This window comes from Nocardioides asiaticus, from assembly GCF_040049175.1.
In the GTDB taxonomy this organism is placed as follows: Bacteria; Actinomycetota; Actinomycetes; order Propionibacteriales; family Nocardioidaceae; genus Nocardioides; species Nocardioides cheoyonin.
Genome location: NZ_JBDZDM010000008.1, coordinates 1 through 15,874, shown reverse-complemented (window position 1 = coordinate 15,874; position 15,874 = coordinate 1). Strand labels below are relative to the sequence as shown.

Sequence of the window (15,874 nt, the reverse complement as noted above, 5' to 3'; positions counted from 1 at the left end):
TCACGTCCCCATGAACTTCGGATCCTCGACGAACAGCACCGGCATCGTCAGCGGTCCCGACCAGGACGAGCAGACGGTGTCGCACCGCGCGTCGGCACGACTGATGGCGCCCACGTCGACGCAGAACGCACGACCGCCCGTGTCCTGCCGGTCGATGGTGCCGGTGGGCAGCGGCGCGTCGTCGACGCCGTTGCACGCCGGTGCCGGCGCGAACGGCTGGAACGTCCCGTTCGGGTTGCGGAGCGCGACGTACATCGTGTGAGCGTTGAACTCCCGGACCTGCAGCTCGGAGAGAGTGCTGCCGGGGACGAAGTCGGCCGGGCACACCTGGTCGTTGCACGTCCAGCTGACCGACGCCGGGTCGCTGTCGGAGTACAGCGGGTGGCCCGCCGCGTCCTTGAAGCTCCCGATCAGCGAGAACTCGCTCAGCACTCCCGCGCACGAGATCCCGGGCTGCGGGACGCACGGCCCGATCGTCAGCGTGACCGGCCCGTTGGCTCCGTTCGCCAGGTGCGCGACGGCAAGGCCCGTCGGCAGCCTGAGCGCGCCGGCCACCAGCGTCAGCGGCACGCCGGGCAGGCCCCAGACGCCGCCGGGCGGTGGCGTCGACCCCACGGCTGTCGTGTGGTTCGCGAGAAGCGCGAGCACCGAGAACAGTGTTGCCGCAAAGACTGCGGTCACCCTCCGCTGTCGTCGTTGACTGGATGCGGACATGCGCCCCTCCCCGGGTCAGAGGCACGGATGCGAGCCGCGCGCAGCGGTCCTCCCCCGCACTCGTGCCATCACCACTCCTGCGCGTCCTCGCCAACGTAAGGAGGCGGGTGCGGGCGAGCAGCCATCGAACCGACACCCGTGCTGTCAACTAGGCGACAGGGCCACGGCGGGCGGCTACTTCGGCTCGTGCAATGTCGCTAAGCGAGCTCGAGCGGGACGACGCCAGTGGCGAAGCCCCGCGGATCCAGCATGCGGCCGGCGAGCTTGAAGGGCCGGATCACGACGCTGCGATCCACGATCTCGACATGCGGGAGCTTCTGCATGACCTGCGTCTCCAGTCGTTGTCCGTCCACGACCGTTCGCAGCCAGACTGCAACGAGCAGATTGAACGGTCCGGCAGCCGAGAGCACAGCGCGTACCTCGGGGATCGTGGCGAGGCTCTTGGCGGCCGCATCGATCCGATCGGAGGGGACGCGTACGAAGAACCACTCCGAGACCGGGAACCCGGTCAGGACGCGGGCCAGCTCGCAGCGCAGCCGGACCTGTCCCTGACCCACGAGCGCATCGAGACGCCGCCTCGCCGTGGTCTCGCTTGCATCGATCACGGCCGCGAGATCGGCGAGCGACGCGCGACCGTCCTGGGAGAGGGCGGCGACCAAGGCACGTTCACGAGGCCCCACCGTGCGTCGCGTCGGCTCGCCGGACCGGCGCGGCAGCGTCGACCTCATCCTGGTCTCCTGCGCTTTGTCCAGGGCGCGCAGCCGCCACTGGCTGGCGTCGGCGTACGAGGCGGCGATGACGTGACTCTGTACGGAACGGACGTGCGGGACGCGCGAGACGCGCTCGAGGAGATAGGTCGCCAACTGGAACCCGTCGAGGCAGGTGACCGTGACCAGCAGATCGCGCGCACCGGCGGCGACGTCGATCGTCATCGCCTGAGGGTCCGCGGCGAGCTCTGCTGCGACGTCGAGCGAGTGACCGGCGTCGACCGTGATCTCGATGAAGCCCAGCGCGGGGGCGGAGGTGAACAACGGCTGACACGAGACCCACGCAGCACCCTCCTCGGCGAGCCTCGCCCAGCGTCGGGAGACCGTCGACGCGTCGATCGCCAGCACCCTGCCGACCTCTGCCCAGCTGGCCCGAGGATTCAGCTGCAGCGCACTGATCAGCGCCAGGTCGACCTCATTGATGGCGAATTCCAGCGCATTGCCTCCATTCATGCGGAAATCATGCAGCCCACCGCCCCATTGCGTCACGAGACCGCATCGTTCTCATGGTCTTCATCACGACGCAAACACCGGGAGCACCATGTCCGCACTGTCCGAACCGGCCTCGGCTACCCACATGCTCGCCGACGCCGAAGCAGTGATCAACGGCCGCGGCCCCGACCTGCTCGCGCTGAGCCACACGGTGCACGAGCTCGGAGAGCTCGCCTTCGAGGAGCACCGGTCCGCCGCGGCAGTGAGCGGAATGCTCGCTGCCGCCGGGTTCGACGTGCGCCACGGCGTCGCCGGGATGGAGACCGCCTTCAGCGCGACGTACGGAAGCGGCTCCTTCGCAGTGGGGATCTGCGCAGAGTACGACGCCCTGCCGGAGATCGGTCACGCCTGTGGCCACAACATCATCGCGGCGAGCGCCGTCGGTGCCGCGCTCGGTCTCGCCGAGATCGCCGACCGACTCGACCTCACCGTCGTCGTGCTCGGCACGCCGGCCGAGGAGCACGGTGGTGGCAAGGTCTTGATGCTCGAGGCAGGCCTCTTCGACGACCTGGCCTGCGCGGTGATGGTGCACCCCGGCCCGCTCGACCTGCGCCCTGACCAGGCTCCGTCGCAAGGGGTGGCACGGTTCGCCGTCACCTATGCCGGACGGGCGGCGCACGCCGCCGCCGCACCTCATCTCGGAGTCAATGCCGCAGATGCCGCCGTACTTGCCCAGGTTGCACTCGGGCTGCTTCGCCAGCAGCTTCCGGCGACGGCGCGCGTCGCGGCGTTCGTGCGCGAAGGCGGGAAGGTCACCAACATCATCCCCGAGCACGTGGTGGTAGACGTCGAGATCCGCGAGTTCGACGTCGCGGAGCACCGACGGCTCAAGGAGCGGGTCCTCGCCTGCTTCGAGGCCGGCGCCGTGGCCTCAGGATGTAGCTGGACCGCGGACCTGACCGAGCCGGAGTACGAGCCGCTCGACCAGGACCCGCGGCTCGCCGCGGCGTACGCCGACGCCGTCACCGGCCTGGGACGCGAGTTCGGCACTCGGACCCTCGCCGGCGGGTCGACCGATATGGGCAATGTCTCGCAGTACCTGCCGGCGATCCACCCCACGGTCGGCGTCATCGGCAGTGAGCACGCTCCGCACACTCACGGCTTCGCCGCCGACGCCGCCTCCCCTGCCGGTGACGACGCCGTCCTCGACGGTGCTCGCGCACTGGCCCGCACCATCATCGCGGTCGCCGAGGACGCCGACGCGCGCGCTGCGCTGCTCGCCGAGCGAGCAGCGCGGGCCCCCTATCGCCGGCCGGGCTCCGAGGAGAACCGATGACCGCTCTTACCAGCACTCCACGCACCTTTCGTCTAGGCACGACCAGGCCCGCGGCCGCGATGGCTGTCGTCGCCACGCTCGGGCTGCTGCTCACCGCCGTTTCCGAGCTGCTCGGGGCCCACACGCTCAACCTCGGGATCGGCGATGTCACCATCTATCCGCTCGCCTGGGCCATCATCCTCGGCGCCGTCATCTCGATCCAACGGGTGCGAGCTCTGCCGGTCCGGCTGCAGCAGATCGCGGCGGCGCTCGCCCCCACGGGCATCCTGCTGCTCGGCGCGCGGCTTGCGCTGACCGTCGGACAGAACCTGCCCGTCCTCAAGCACGTCGGTGCGGCCCTGTTGCTCCAGGAGGTCGGTCACCTCTTCGGCACGGTGCTGTTCTCCCTTCCGGTCGCTGTCCTGCTCAAGATGGGCCGCGCGACCGTCGGCGCCTGCTTCTCCATCGACCGTGAGGGCTCATTCGCGATGGTCGCCGAGCGCCACGGCGCGGACTCCGACGAGTACCGCGGCGTTCTCGCGATGTACGTCTTCGGCACGATCGTCGGTGCGCTCTACGTCTCGCTGCTCGCCTCCTTCCTCGCACACGCCGGGGTCTTCGATCCGCTCGCACTCGCCATGGGCGCCGGCGTCGGCTCCGGCTCGGTCATGGCGGCAGCGACCGCGTCGATCGCCTCCCAATACCCCGACATGGCCCAGCAGGCACTCGCCGTAGCCGCCATCAGCAACCTCGTCACCGGCTTCCTCGGTCTCTACGTCGGCATGTACGTCGCCCTGCCGCTCGCCGAGCGCTTCTACCGCTTCCTCACCCGCTCCGGTGCGAGCGCCGATCCTGCCGCGGCACCGGGCACCCCGGCCCGGTCGGACGCCGAGAAGAGCGTCACGGCTGCCGTAGCCGGCCCGTCCGCGCTGTCCGGCTGGTTCGCACTGCCGCTCATGGCTGTCGCCATGGTCCTCGCGGAGGCGATCTTCGGCCACGGGCTGCAGTGGCGCTTCCTCGTCGGACTCGCTGTGCTGGTGACCATCGTGCTTCTCGCCCAGGGGCTCAACCGACTGACCCGGCTTTCCACGATCATCGGCGTCACGACGATCGGCATCCTCGTCAGTTGCCCGTGGTCGCCGCTCTCGGATCGGCTGGTCGACATCATGACGCCGGTCGACTTTCTCGCCCTCACCACCCCGGTACTGGCGTTTGCGGGCCTGGGGCTGGGCAAGGATGCTCCGCTGATGCGACGGATCGGCTGGCGCGTGATCCCGGTCGGCCTGGTCTCCTTCGCCGCGACCTTCGTCGCCTCGGCCGCCATCGCCGAGCTGGCCCTCCACTGAGCCCGTGACCGTCAGCATCTTCGACCTCTTCAGCGTCGGCATCGGGCCCTCCAGCTCTCACACCGTGGGCCCGATGCGAGCCGCCCGGTCCTTCGTGCAGACCCTCGCCGACCTCGGCGACCTCGAGGCGGTCGCGCGCGTGCGGGTCGAGCTGTACGGCTCCCTCGCCGCCACGGGGGCCGGACACGGCAGCGACCGCGCCGTGCTCCTCGGCCTCGAAGGTCACCATCCCGAGACGGTCGACACCACCGTTGCCTGCGATCGGCTCGAGCGACTGCGCGACCGACCGGAGCTCCACCTGCTGGGCATGCAGCGCGTGGCCTTCGACCTCGACCACGAGCTCGAGCTCCACCCGCGGGAGACGCTTCCGTTCCACCCCAACGGCCTGCGCTTCCATGCGTACGACGTCGACGGGCACGTGCTCCTGACCCGCACCTCATACTCCGTCGGCGGAGGCTTCGTCATCGACGAGCCCGGTTCGTGCGACTCCGGCGCCGCGCCCGCCGTGCCCACCGCGTCCGGACCGGCGCCGTACCCCTTCTCCTCGGCAGCCGACCTGCTCGCCCGCTGCCGTGAGACCGGCCTCCCGATCAGCGAGGTGATGCTCGCCAACGAGTGTGGACGACGATCACGGTCCGACGTACGCAACCACATCGGTCGCGTCTGGCAGGTCATGCAGGAGTGCGTAGAGACGGGCTGTCACACCGATGGCATCCTCCCGGGCGGCCTCAAGGTACCGCGTCGCGCCCCAGAGCTCTTCCGCCGCCTCAGCTCCGCCCACGACACGGACGCACTGTCCCCGCTGGACTGGGTGAACGCCTTCGCCATGGCCGTCAACGAGCAGAACGCCGCCGGCGGCCGAGTCGTCACGGCACCCACGAACGGAGCGGCCGGAATCGTGCCCGCCGTCCTCCACTACTACGTGAGGTTCTGCGCACCGGCCCAACCGGTTCAACCTGCCAGTGAGCTCAGCTCGGTCGAGCGCTTCCTGCTCACGGCAGGAGCCATCGGCGCCCTCTACAAGGAGAACGCCTCCATCTCCGGCGCCGAGGTCGGTTTCAAGGCGAGGTCGGCTCGGCATCGTCGATGGCGGCCGCAGGGCTCTGCGAGGTCCTCGGAGGCACCCCCGAACAGGTCGAGAACGCCGCCGAGATCGCCATGGAACACAACCTCGGCCTCACCTGCGATCCCGTCGGCGGCCTCGTCCAGATCCCCTGCATCGAACGCAACGCCATGGGCGCGGCCAAGGCCATCAACGCCGCGCGGCTCGCCTTGCACGGCGACGGCCGTCACCTGGTCTCTCTCGACCAGGTCATCCGCACCATGCGCGAGACCGGCGCCGACATGAAGGCCGCCTACAAGGAGACGTCGCTCGCCGGGCTCGCCGTCAACGTCGTCGACTGCTGAGACTCGCCAACGCGGGTCAGGACTCGGTGGCGCCCGCCTTGCGGCACAGGTAGTCGTACCCGGCGCAGAGCTGGCTCGGCGGCCAGACCTCCGACCGCTTGAGCGCCAGCTCCTCGCTGTCCGACCAGCTCCGGAGCTCGCCGGCGGCCATCGCCGTGAGCTGGTTGCGGCAGGCGCGGTCGAGCAGGAGCGCGCGCATCACGGCGGCAGCCGGGTCCTCCCCGATCGTCACCAGCCCGTGGTTCGGGATCAGGGCGCCGACTCCGTCGCCGATCGTCTCCGCGAGCGCGTCCCCGAGGTCGTCGGTCCGGATCAGGCTGCCGGTGAGGGTGAACCGCGGGATCTGGGGCTCGGCGAACTCGACGCCGTCGTGCGAGATCGCCCGCAGCGGAACGCCGAGGGAGGCGAAGGAGACGGCCGAGGGCGAATGGGTGTGCACGACGCAGCCGACGTCGCGCCGTGCAGCCATCACCCGGGTGTGGATGGGGTACTCGATGTGCCGGCTCCCGTCCCCGTCGAGGACTGAGCCGTCGTGACCCACCAGCACGACCCGGTCCGGACCGATCTCGTCGAAGGACCAGCCGGACGCCTTCATCCAGACCCCGCGCCCCTCGGGGTCGCGCAGCGAGGCGTGTCCCCAGACCATGTCGGACTGGCCGGCCGCACCGAGCGCGCGGTTTGCCAGCGCCGTCTCGGCGGCGATCGTGCCCGGATCGCTCACGCCGGGACCTGCTGGCCCGACGAGGGACGTACGGCGCGGCGGGCCCGCTGCAGCAACGGCCAGCATGCCGCGAGCGCGACGAGTGCGGCGATGCCGGAGATGAGGAAGGAGAGCCGGTAGGCGTCGAGGGTGGGTACGCCGGCGGCGTTGGCGTGTCCGGCGAACAGCGACCCGGTGATCGCGCTGCCGAGCGAGTTGCCGGCGGCGTACATGACGATCGAGAGCCCCACGGCCATGCCGGACTGCTCGGCCGGGACGCTGCGCAGGATGATGATCTGGGTCAGTGCGAGGACGAGCGCCAGGCCGGCGGAGTCGACCAGAAGCGCGACCAGCGTGCCGGCCGCGTGCGCGACCAGCGGGCCGTAGAGCAGGAAGCTGACCACGAGCAGCCCCGCTCCCAGGGCGAGCGCCTCGACCTGCCGTCCGCGGTGCACGAGCGCCCGGATGACGAAGAAGCTGAGCACCGAGCCGATCAGCTGGGGCACGGCGTACCACGCCGCCTCGGAGGCCGACCAGCCGTAGCCGGCACCGGTCACGGCCGGCGTCTGCGCCAGCCGGGTGACCGCGGAGAGGGCGCTGTAGATCCCGATCGCCGCGAGGAAGGTGATCGCGTACGGCAGCCGGACGGCCGGGGCGAGGAGGTAGCCGACGTTGATCAGCGGGTAGCGCGCACGCCGCTGCTGGACCCACCAGATCGCGAGGATCACCAGACCGCCGAGACCGGCGGCCAGGACCCGGCCGGAGGTCCAGCCCCAGGACGGACCCTCGGTGATCGCCAGCAGCACCCCGACCGGGCCGAGCGCGAGCAGGATCGCGCCGATGACGTCGAGATGTCCCTCGGCGCGGGCGTCGGAGTCCCGCACACCGGCCACCACCGCGACCAGGCCCAGGAGCGAGGCGATGACGCCCACCACGAAGTACGCCCGCCAGGACGCATGTCCGGTCGCGGCCAGTGCCCCGAGCAGGAGGCCGGCCGAGATCCCCGCGCCGGTGCCGGAGTGGATCGCACCGATGGTGAACTGGGCGCGTCGCGGCGCCATCGTGTCCGAGGCGATCGCCTCCGGCAGGGCCAGCATCGGCATGATCGCCCCCATCAGGACCCGCGCGAGCACCAGGCCGCCGAGGGAGTCGACGAAGCAGCCGATCACCGACCCGACGAAGACGAGGGCGAGAGCGAGCAGGACGACCGCCTTCTTGCCGATCAAGTCGGCCAGGCGCGAGAGCACCGCGAGGAACACCGCGCCCGACAACAGGCTCGCGGTCACCAGCCAGGAGGTGTTGGCGGGCGTCGAGTGAACCGCCTCGCCGATCTGCGGCAGCAGCGGGATGATCCCGACCTGGAGCAGCTGCAGGCTCAGGCCGAGATAGACGAGGATCGCGACGGCAGTGGAGCCGTTCAGCTCGCGCGGCGCGCGTACGGCGGAGTCGTTGCCGGACATGGCTGTGTGCCCCGATCTTGGAGGTCCGAATGTGATCGAGCACACTCGACCACTCACCGCCGGGTATGTCAAGCAATACCTAAATCTGCTCGGCGACCTCTTCGTCGGCCAGGACGTGGGGGCGCACGACCGGGCGCCCGTGAGGGATGCGGCTGGTGTGCTCGAGCCGTTCGACCAGCGCGAGGCCACGTTCCGCCCACGCCACCTCGGCCCGCGCCCGCTCGATCAGCCCCTCGTAGGCGTGCACCTTGTAGGCGACGATCGCGTCGTGCGCCGCCTCGGGCGCCGCCTCGAGACGGCGCCGCATCAGGTCGGTGTCGTGCCGTTGCAGCCGAGCCACGTGCTGCTGCCAGTGCTCCTGGACCGCCCGGTGATGGTCGCGGTGCTCCTCGAAGTGGCGCCGGGTCTCGTCGAAGGACTCGTACTCGAAGTACGTCGCCCGCAGGTACGCCGGCTCACGGACCCGCGCCGGGCGCTCCAGCCTCTGGACCCACTCGACGAGCTCCTCTCCCCCACGAGCGGTCAGCGAGTACGCCCGCTTGGTGGCCCGCTCCCCGCGTGGCAGCGCCTCCGCCTCGATCAGGCCCTCGGCCTCCATCCGGCGCAGCTCGGGGTAGATCTGCGAGTGCGGCGCGTGCCAGAGGTAGGTCACCGAGACGTCGAACTGCTTGGCCAGCTCGTACCCGGTCATCGGCCCGGCATCGAGCAGCGCCAGCAACGCGTGGCGCAACGACATCAGCGACCACCTTTCAGCCCAGCATCGATTTATGTATCGTCATACACACTCCACCCGACCGGCCGACGACCGCAACGGCGCGCCCGAAACTGCCGAGGACGACCATGACCGTGCCCCTCACCCTTGCCTGCGAACGATACGACCGCACGGAGGCGCTCCGGGACGGACGCGTCCGCCCGGCCGGCGTCGACCTGACCTACCTGCCGCAGCAGGTCGAAGAGACCTTCTTCCGGATGGCACGGTTCCGGGAGTTCGACGCCTCGGAGATGTCGCTGTCCAGCTACGTCGTCAGCCTCACCCGCGGCGACGCGCCGTTCGTGGCCCTCCCCGTCTTCCCCTCCCGGCTCTTCCGGCACAGCGGCATCTACGTCTCAGCGGCCTCGGGCATCGAGCGCCCCGAGGACCTCGTCGGCCGCCAGGTCGGCGTCGCGGAGTACCAGCTGACCGCCAACGTCTGGATCCGCGGCATTCTCGCCGACCGCCATGGCGTCCCGGCCGAGTCCGTGGTCTACCGCACCGGCGGTCTGCACGACCCCGGCCGGCCCGAGAAGCTCGCCGTGACGCTGCCCTCCGACATCCGGATCAAGCCGATCGACGCCGACCAGACGCTCTCCGAGATGCTCGCAACCGGCGAGATCGACGCCCTGTACACCCCGCGGACACCCGCCAGCTTCACCGCGGCCGACGGTCGCGTACGCCGCCTCTTCGAGCCCTCGGGACCGGCCGAGGTCGACTACTTCCGCGCCACCGGCATCTTCCCGATCATGCACGTCGTCGTCCTCCGCCGCGACGTCTATGAGCGCAACCGCTGGCTCGCCCGCTCCCTGTACGACGCCTTCTGCGAGGCCAAGCGACTCTGCGAGGACAACATCGAGGAGACCGCCGCCGCGCGCTACATGCTGCCCTGGCTCCATGACGAGGTCGCCCGCACCAAGAGCATCCTCGGCGACGACTACTGGCCCTACGGCCTTGACCGCAACGTCGAGACCCTGCGCACCTTCCTGCGCTACTCCCACGATCAGGGCCTCGCCGGCCGCCTGCTCGAACCAGAGGAGCTCTTCGCGCCGGAGACCCTCGAGGACACCCGCATCTGACATGCCGCGGCACCGGCCACCCTCTTGGACGACCTCGAGAGCGATCAGCGACTACGGGGTGTTGTCCGCCCACGTGGAGGTGCGCCCGCTGTACGCCGCTGCTGCCACCAACAGCGCGGCTCCAACAAGCGCCAGACCGAGAAGCAGCCGTGGGTACGAGATCGAGCTCGCGCTGACGGCCAGGAACAGCGGCGCCAGGAACCCACTGTGTGCCACGCCCTGGAACAGCGCGGCCGCCGTCGGAAGCGCGCTCGGGGGGGCGATGCGTCTGATCTCGGCGAGACCCGACTCGATCGTGAGCCCGTAGCCCGCCCCGAGGAGCACTGCCGCACCCACCACCAGGACGGGCGAGGTCAGCTCGACGGCCAGCGCTCCGAGGAGCAGACCGCCCACGACGGTCGCCATCGCGGCCAACGTCGCACGGGCACTCCCCGGGCGGTCGATACGTGCGGCGAGGGGCTGGACGGCAAGGCCCACCGTGAGGGTCACCGCCGCGACGATCCCGCTGAAGAGCGGCGCGTGGTCCCTGACACGGTCGACCACCAGCGGCGGCAGCACGACGTACGACACGGTGACGGCGGCGAAGATGGCCGGGCTGGCGGGAAGGACGATGCCGACGAATCGCGGATGGGAGATCGCTGACCATCGATCGCCCGCACCGGGGCTCTCGACCGGTGCCGCCAGGTGCGCAGTCTCGAGCGTGACCGACGTCAAGGCGAGCACCGCAACGGCAAGGGTGGCGTGCAGCAGGCATGGCAGGACCGTGGGACGAGGCAGCCACTCGGCCACGGCGCCCGCAACCAGGGGACCCACCGCGAAGCCGGCGCCGGTCGCGTAGATGATGCGGCGCACTCCCCTGCTGTCAGGTCCGGAGAGCTCCTTCAGCCAGATGCCACCGGCCGAGACGATGAGTCCGGTTGCGACACCCGTTGCGAGTCGGCTCCCCAGCCCGCGATGACGAGAGCGGCCGCCACAGGTCGCCAGTCGCGCTGTGTGCGCGGCCGACTCGCCTCAGTGCACCGGCAGCGGAACACTTGCCTCGGCCGTGTACGCAGCGAAGGTCAAGGACTCCTGCAGGTAGAGCTCGACATGCTGGTCGTCGTGGGAGTGGTAGCCGATCGACAGGTCCTGGCCGAGATGCAGCGCGTAGTCGCCACCACGGGTCGTCAGCAGCACGGCACCGTCCAGTGCCGGCGCCCAGATGATGTCGCTGTCGAGAAGACGGGCCAGGTGGTGCAGGATCGGGTAGCCCTGGTCCGTCGTCTCCGAGACGGCGGTGTAGAGCTCGGCCGAGAGCAACAGGTTGTACGGGCCGTCGACGCCGACGAGCCTGAGCGCGGTCAGCGCCTTGGCGACCGTGTCGGGAAGCTGCCGTGCTTCGGAGGCCACCGAGAGCGGGGCGTTGGAGCTGCTCGCTACGAGCCCCGTGATGCCGGCGGCTGCCGAGCCGTGGAAGATCGCCCGGTCCTCGGCCAGAGCCATCTTCTGCGCTGCGTCCTTGACCGGCTGCCAGTCGGAGTCCTGGGCGCCGCGCTCGACATCGTCGACGGCTGACCGTTCGAGGCGGAACGGCACCCGCATCTCCATCAGGAGCTGCGCCATCCGCTGATGCGTGATGACCCCGTCCATCCCTGCGTCGATGGGCTGGAGATGGCCGGTGCCGACGGCCGCGAGCTCGGTGCCCTCGGGGCCGATGACGTCGATGACACGGCGACCCGCGATCCATCGGGTGAAAGTACGCCGTGCCTCCTCCTCGATCTCGGCCCAGGCCGCCTCGGTGATGGGGGCGAGCTCGCGATGGAGGTTGTTCATGACGGGTTTCTCCTTTGGCTGCTGCTCTTCAGGCTGCCGATGCCGAGTGAGCCGAGTGAATCGTCGGGGATCGGGTCGGGGCCGTCGGCCGATGTCGCCTCATCTGACCCAGTGGTCTCGCTGTCGTGTCCACTGACGGGTGCCCCGGCCCGGGTCGCGGCGTCGAAGAACGGCTCAGGGTCCTCGAGGAAGTCCGCGGGCGGGACGAAGAAGAGGCAGCCGGTGACCGCGATGGAGAAGTCGAGGATCCTGTCGTGGTTGCCAGGTGGCTGCCCGAGGAACATGTTCTGGAGCATCTCCTCGGTGACGGCCGGATCTGCGGCGTACGCGATGAAGAAGGTGCCGAGCTGACCCGTGCCGACCGTGCCGAACGGCATGTTGTCGCGCACGATCTGCCGCTCCTCGCCGTCCGGGCCGACGATGGTGTTCGCCACCACGTGGGAGTTCGAGGGCTTGACCGAGTCGGGCAGCTCCACGTCGCTGAGCTTCTTGCGTCCGATGACGAGCTCCTGCTGCTCGACGGGCAGCGCATCCCACGCAGTGAGGTCGTGCAGGTACTTCTGGACGATGACGAAGCTGGCGCCGTAGTACGGGTCCTTCTCGTCCCCGATCAACGCGGCGTCGACCGCCGCGACGGGTGAGGTGGGGCTCTCGGTGCCGTCCACGAATCCGAGGAGGTCTCGTTCGTCCCAGTAGCGGAATCCGTGCACCTCGTCGACGCTGTCGACGGCTCCGGCGAACCTCAGCATCAGCTGGCGCGCGAGCTCGAAGCACAGATCGGGTCGATCGGCGCGGATGTGGAACAGCAGGTCACCAGGCGTGGCGACCGCCGTGTGGCGGGCACCGACCAGTGGCCGGAAGGGATGCAGCCCCGTCGGCCGAGGCTCGTCGTAGAGGCGGTCCCAGATCTCGGCACCGAGGCCGACGACACAGCTCAGGCGCAGCTCGGGCACCCGAAAGCCGACAGCACGGATCAGACCGGGCACATCGGCCAGGGCATCGCGTACGTCGTCCTCATGGCCCTTCCGCACCGTGACGGTGAGGAAGATCGCCGCCTTCGCCGGGGGCGCCAACACATCCTGGGCCCGATCCAGGGGCGTCACGCGCCTCACCTACCTGTCATCGAGCCGACGCCGCATCGCACTCCACGCTAGCGGGAGACGCCGTGGAAGAGCAGGGACAGCTTGAGGGCGGTGTCATGACCGATAGCCCCCACTGTGCGCTGCGCCAAGGCGTCGGACGAAGCGGGATCGGCCAGCCGAACAGCGACCGCCACCGCGGCCGTCGCAGCTATCGTCGTGGGTCGTGGCAAGGCACTCCGGGCCATCCGCGACCGCCGCTGACCAAGGTCTGGTGACCATCGTGGTCGCCTTCAGCGCCAATGCGCTCATCGCCGTCGCGAAGACCGCCGCCGCTGCCGTGACGGGGTCGGCCTCCATGGCGGCCGAGGCCGCCCACTCCTGGGCGGACACGGGCAACGAGGCGCTTCTCCTGATCGGTTCCCACGCGGCGGACCGGCCCGCGGATGCCCAGCATCCCCTCGGTTACGGCCGGGTCGGCTATGTGTGGTCGATGTTCGCCGCCTTCGGGATCTTCACCGTGGGGTCCGCGCTCTCGCTCTGGCACGGGATCCACGCGCTTCTCACCCACCCAGCACCGGTGACCTCCTACTCCGTGGCGTACGGCGTCCTCGCCGTCTCGTTCGTCCTGGAGGGCATCTCCTTCCTCCAGTCGCTGCGACAGACCCGAGCCGGCGCACGGGAGCGCCGCCTGCAGCCGCTGCGCTACGTCCGGGTCACGTCCAATCCGATGCTCCGCGCCGTGTTCGCCGAAGACCTCTCCGCGCTCCTCGGCCTCGTCGTCGCAGGCACCTGCATCGTGCTCCACCAGAAGACCGACAACCCCATGTGGGATCCGATCGGATCGATCATCGTCGGACTCCTTCTCGGTGGCGTGGCGCTGTTCCTCATCGTGCGCAACATGGACTTCCTCGCCGGCGAGCAGGCGACACCGCTCGCGCACAACGCCGTGCTGCAGCTGCTACTCGAGCAGCCCAGCATCGAACGCGTGAGCTATCTGCGTACCGAGTGGGTCGGTGCGGACCGGATCTACGTGGTCGCCGCCGTCGACCTCGTCGGTGACCTGCCGGAGTCGGGAGTGGCCGCGCAGCTGGCCGCCATCGAGGATCGCCTGCAGGCCGAGCCCAACATCGCCCACGCGGTGTTGACCCTCTCGCGACCCGGCGATCCGGTCGCATTGGAACCGGGCGGCCTCCCTAGCTGGTACCTCGCGCCGCCGACCTAGCCCATGCTGCCCGGCACAGATCACCACCGACCGCGGTCCGCGTCGGGTCCGGGGCCACGAATAGACGAGGAGAGAAGGCAGGCATGACTCCACAGAACATCGACCAAGCCACCAAGTCGCGGATACACGACGCGCTGCTGGCGCATCTGAGAGCAGGCATGGAGGCGCTGGACAGCACGGCCGGCTTCGAGCAGCGCACCGGAGAGCTCGGCCAGGAGGGGGCGACGCTGGAGCCGGACGACATCTCCCAGTCGGACGAGGCCGACGACCTGCAGGGGCTGTTCGATGACTCCGCAACCCGGCAGTCGCGTCTGCTGGCGGACGCCGAGCGCCTCGACTTCTCCCTGACCGATGTCGTCGGGCCCGGGGCCGTCGTGGGCCTCGATGATCGCCGTTACGTGGTCGGCGTCGCGTCGAGCCCCTTCGAGTCCGACGGGGCCGTCTACGAGGGCATCTCACTGGACTCCCCCATCTACCCCCGGCTGCAAGGCCGGCGAGCGGGCGAGATCGCCTCGTACGCCGGGGTGGACCACCGCATCGACTTCGTCGCCTGAGCGCACGCGGCGAGCGGCGTGCCCGGTCAGAGGAAGTCGGCCGCGTACACGTCGGCGTCCGTGGCGCGCGCGTGGCGACACAGGTGCTGGAAGTCGGTGAGGAAGGCTTCGGCGTCGACATCGAGGCCTTCGAGCCTCCGCGTCGCGCTCGAGGACCACGGCGCAGCGAGGTCCTGCAGCGTGCGTTCGTCCATCGCGGCCACCCTGTCTCGCAGGACGGATCCGATCCTCGTCAGTCCGTCGCCCTCAACGCTCGGGACCGGCGCGATCCGCTTGGCCTCCGCGTCGCTGCGCTCCTCGCCGTAGATCAGCTCGATCAAGAGGGTGAACGCGGGGTCATCGGGAGCCAGGGACGTCCTGATCGTCTCCAGGCCCTCGGGCGGCGTCGCTCGTGCATCGAGCGCATCGGCGTCGGTCCTTGCCGTGAAGTAGGTGACCATGCCGTCATCGTGGCGACGCCACTGCCCGACCGGAACCACCGCGCCGGCACGAGGCGCCAACCTTGTGCCGCCGGGCAACGTTGGTCCCCGGCCTTCACAACGCGACGGCGCGCGCCACGCTCGTGAGCGGAAGCATCTGCGTCTCGGGAGCCTCGTCGGCGGTCGGCGTCGAGAGCCGCTCGGCGGCACGGGCGGAGACGCCCGCGTCGGAGCAGAACCCGAGACCGCTTCTCTTCAGGCACAGCAGACCGAGGAGGTAACCGCGATCTGTGACCACGGCCAGCCGCCGTCGACCGACGGATCTCATCAACGCCCAGGTCGCTCGCAGGTCCGCGTCCGGAAGTACGGTTCGGCCGCTGAGCGTCCCGATGTCTGCGGCCCGAGCGATCCTGGGCAGCCGGGCCGTCAGATCACCGCGCTCCACGACCGTCTGCAGCCTCCCGTCGTCGACGAGCAGTGCCGCCAGCACGTGATCATCACCGAACTGCACGCGCACATCGGCGACCGTCGCCGCCGGACCGAACTGCTTCGGATATCGGACCATGGCGTCGGCGACGATGGCATGCGGGTCGAGGAGCCCCTCGCCGGATCGCGTTGCGGCGGCTGCCCAGTCGCCGACGAGCCCGAACCGCTCGGCGATGCCCTCCTCGCGGGTCATCACAGGCCCTTCTGGATCTCGGCCCACTTCCGCTCGACGTCGTCCAGACCGCCGCACATGAAGAAGGCCTGCTCGGCCACGTGGTCGTACTCCCCGTCGGCGATCTTGTTGAACGCCTCGATGGTCTCCGAGACC

15 protein-coding genes and 1 pseudogene are annotated in these 15,874 nt (G+C 69.9%); 6 read left to right on the top strand and 10 right to left on the bottom strand.

Annotated features, from left to right (window positions below; all coding sequences use genetic code 11):
* Entirely contained in the window at window positions 1-648 is a 648-nt protein-coding gene (locus ABLE53_RS23380; protein ID WP_348861584.1) for a hypothetical protein, read from the bottom strand.
* 263 nt (window positions 649-911) lie between these two features.
* Window positions 912-1,970 (bottom strand): Lrp/AsnC family transcriptional regulator, encoded by a 1,059-nt coding sequence (locus ABLE53_RS23375; protein WP_348861583.1) that lies wholly within the window; start codon window positions 1,968-1,970, stop codon window positions 912-914.
* An 88-nt stretch (window positions 1,971-2,058) separates the two neighbouring features.
* Here ABLE53_RS23375 and ABLE53_RS23370 point away from each other — a divergent pair, with 88 nt between their 5' ends.
* The 3 genes and pseudogenes from ABLE53_RS23370 (at window position 2,059) to ABLE53_RS23360 (ending at window position 5,981) form a co-directional block, all read left to right on the top strand.
* Window positions 2,059-3,249: an amidohydrolase gene (locus tag ABLE53_RS23370; RefSeq protein ID WP_348861582.1), complete on the top strand. Its 1,191-nt coding sequence runs from the start codon at window positions 2,059-2,061 to the stop codon at window positions 3,247-3,249.
* Entirely contained in the window at window positions 3,246-4,574 is a 1,329-nt protein-coding gene (locus ABLE53_RS23365) for a DUF3100 domain-containing protein (RefSeq protein ID WP_348861581.1), read from the top strand. Before ABLE53_RS23370 ends, ABLE53_RS23365 begins: the two co-directional genes overlap by 4 nt.
* Window positions 4,575-4,578: 4 nt before the next feature.
* A pseudogene (locus tag ABLE53_RS23360) lies at window positions 4,579-5,981 on the top strand (L-serine ammonia-lyase).
* A 16-nt stretch (window positions 5,982-5,997) separates the two neighbouring features.
* On the opposite strand, the gene ABLE53_RS23355 reads toward ABLE53_RS23360, so the two are convergent.
* The 3 genes from ABLE53_RS23355 to ABLE53_RS23345 form a co-directional block, all read right to left on the bottom strand.
* Window positions 5,998-6,702, bottom strand: a complete 705-nt coding sequence (locus ABLE53_RS23355; protein WP_348861580.1) for a class II aldolase/adducin family protein — start codon at window positions 6,700-6,702, stop codon at window positions 5,998-6,000.
* A complete protein-coding gene (locus ABLE53_RS23350) occupies window positions 6,699-8,141 on the bottom strand; it encodes an MFS transporter (RefSeq protein ID WP_348861579.1) in 1,443 nt (480 codons plus the stop codon). Before ABLE53_RS23350 ends, ABLE53_RS23355 begins: the two co-directional genes overlap by 4 nt.
* Before the next feature lie 79 nt (window positions 8,142-8,220).
* Window positions 8,221-8,877: a PadR family transcriptional regulator gene (locus tag ABLE53_RS23345; protein WP_348861578.1), complete on the bottom strand. Its 657-nt coding sequence runs from the start codon at window positions 8,875-8,877 to the stop codon at window positions 8,221-8,223.
* 104 nt (window positions 8,878-8,981) lie between these two features.
* Here ABLE53_RS23345 and ABLE53_RS23340 point away from each other — a divergent pair, with 104 nt between their 5' ends.
* Window positions 8,982-9,971 (top strand): ABC transporter substrate-binding protein, encoded by a 990-nt coding sequence (locus ABLE53_RS23340; protein WP_348861577.1) that lies wholly within the window; start codon window positions 8,982-8,984, stop codon window positions 9,969-9,971.
* Between the two features lie 51 nt (window positions 9,972-10,022).
* On the opposite strand, the gene ABLE53_RS23335 is transcribed toward ABLE53_RS23340, so the two are convergent.
* The 3 genes from ABLE53_RS23335 to ABLE53_RS23325 form a co-directional block, all read right to left on the bottom strand.
* Window positions 10,023-10,919, bottom strand: a complete 897-nt coding sequence (locus tag ABLE53_RS23335) for an MFS transporter (RefSeq protein WP_348861754.1) — start codon at window positions 10,917-10,919, stop codon at window positions 10,023-10,025.
* 63 nt (window positions 10,920-10,982) lie between these two features.
* Complete coding sequence (locus tag ABLE53_RS23330) at window positions 10,983-11,783, bottom strand: family 1 encapsulin nanocompartment shell protein (protein ID WP_348861576.1); 801 nt, start codon at window positions 11,781-11,783, stop codon at window positions 10,983-10,985.
* Window positions 11,780-12,886: a Dyp-type peroxidase gene (locus ABLE53_RS23325; protein ID WP_348861574.1), complete on the bottom strand. Its 1,107-nt coding sequence runs from the start codon at window positions 12,884-12,886 to the stop codon at window positions 11,780-11,782. Before ABLE53_RS23325 ends, ABLE53_RS23330 begins: the two co-directional genes overlap by 4 nt.
* Window positions 12,887-13,136: 250 nt before the next feature.
* On the opposite strand from ABLE53_RS23325, the gene ABLE53_RS23320 reads away from it, so the two are divergent.
* Entirely contained in the window at window positions 13,137-14,087 is a 951-nt protein-coding gene (locus tag ABLE53_RS23320) for a cation diffusion facilitator family transporter (RefSeq protein WP_348861573.1), read from the top strand.
* A gap of 83 nt (window positions 14,088-14,170) precedes the next feature.
* Window positions 14,171-14,641, top strand: coding sequence for a hypothetical protein (locus ABLE53_RS23315; protein ID WP_348861572.1), 471 nt, complete (start codon window positions 14,171-14,173; stop codon window positions 14,639-14,641).
* Between the two features lie 26 nt (window positions 14,642-14,667).
* Here the strand turns inward: ABLE53_RS23315 and ABLE53_RS23310 are convergent, their stop codons facing one another.
* Together ABLE53_RS23310 and ABLE53_RS23305 are read right to left on the bottom strand one after the other, a co-directional pair.
* Window positions 14,668-15,081 carry a hypothetical protein gene (locus tag ABLE53_RS23310; protein ID WP_348861571.1) on the bottom strand — a complete coding sequence of 138 codons (414 nt, stop codon included), beginning with the start codon at window positions 15,079-15,081 and terminating at the stop codon, window positions 14,668-14,670.
* Between the two features lie 94 nt (window positions 15,082-15,175).
* On the bottom strand, window positions 15,176-15,739 hold the full coding sequence (locus ABLE53_RS23305; RefSeq protein ID WP_348861570.1) for a CBS domain-containing protein: 564 nt from the start codon (window positions 15,737-15,739) through the stop codon (window positions 15,176-15,178).
* Between the last annotated feature and the right edge of the window lie 135 nt (window positions 15,740-15,874).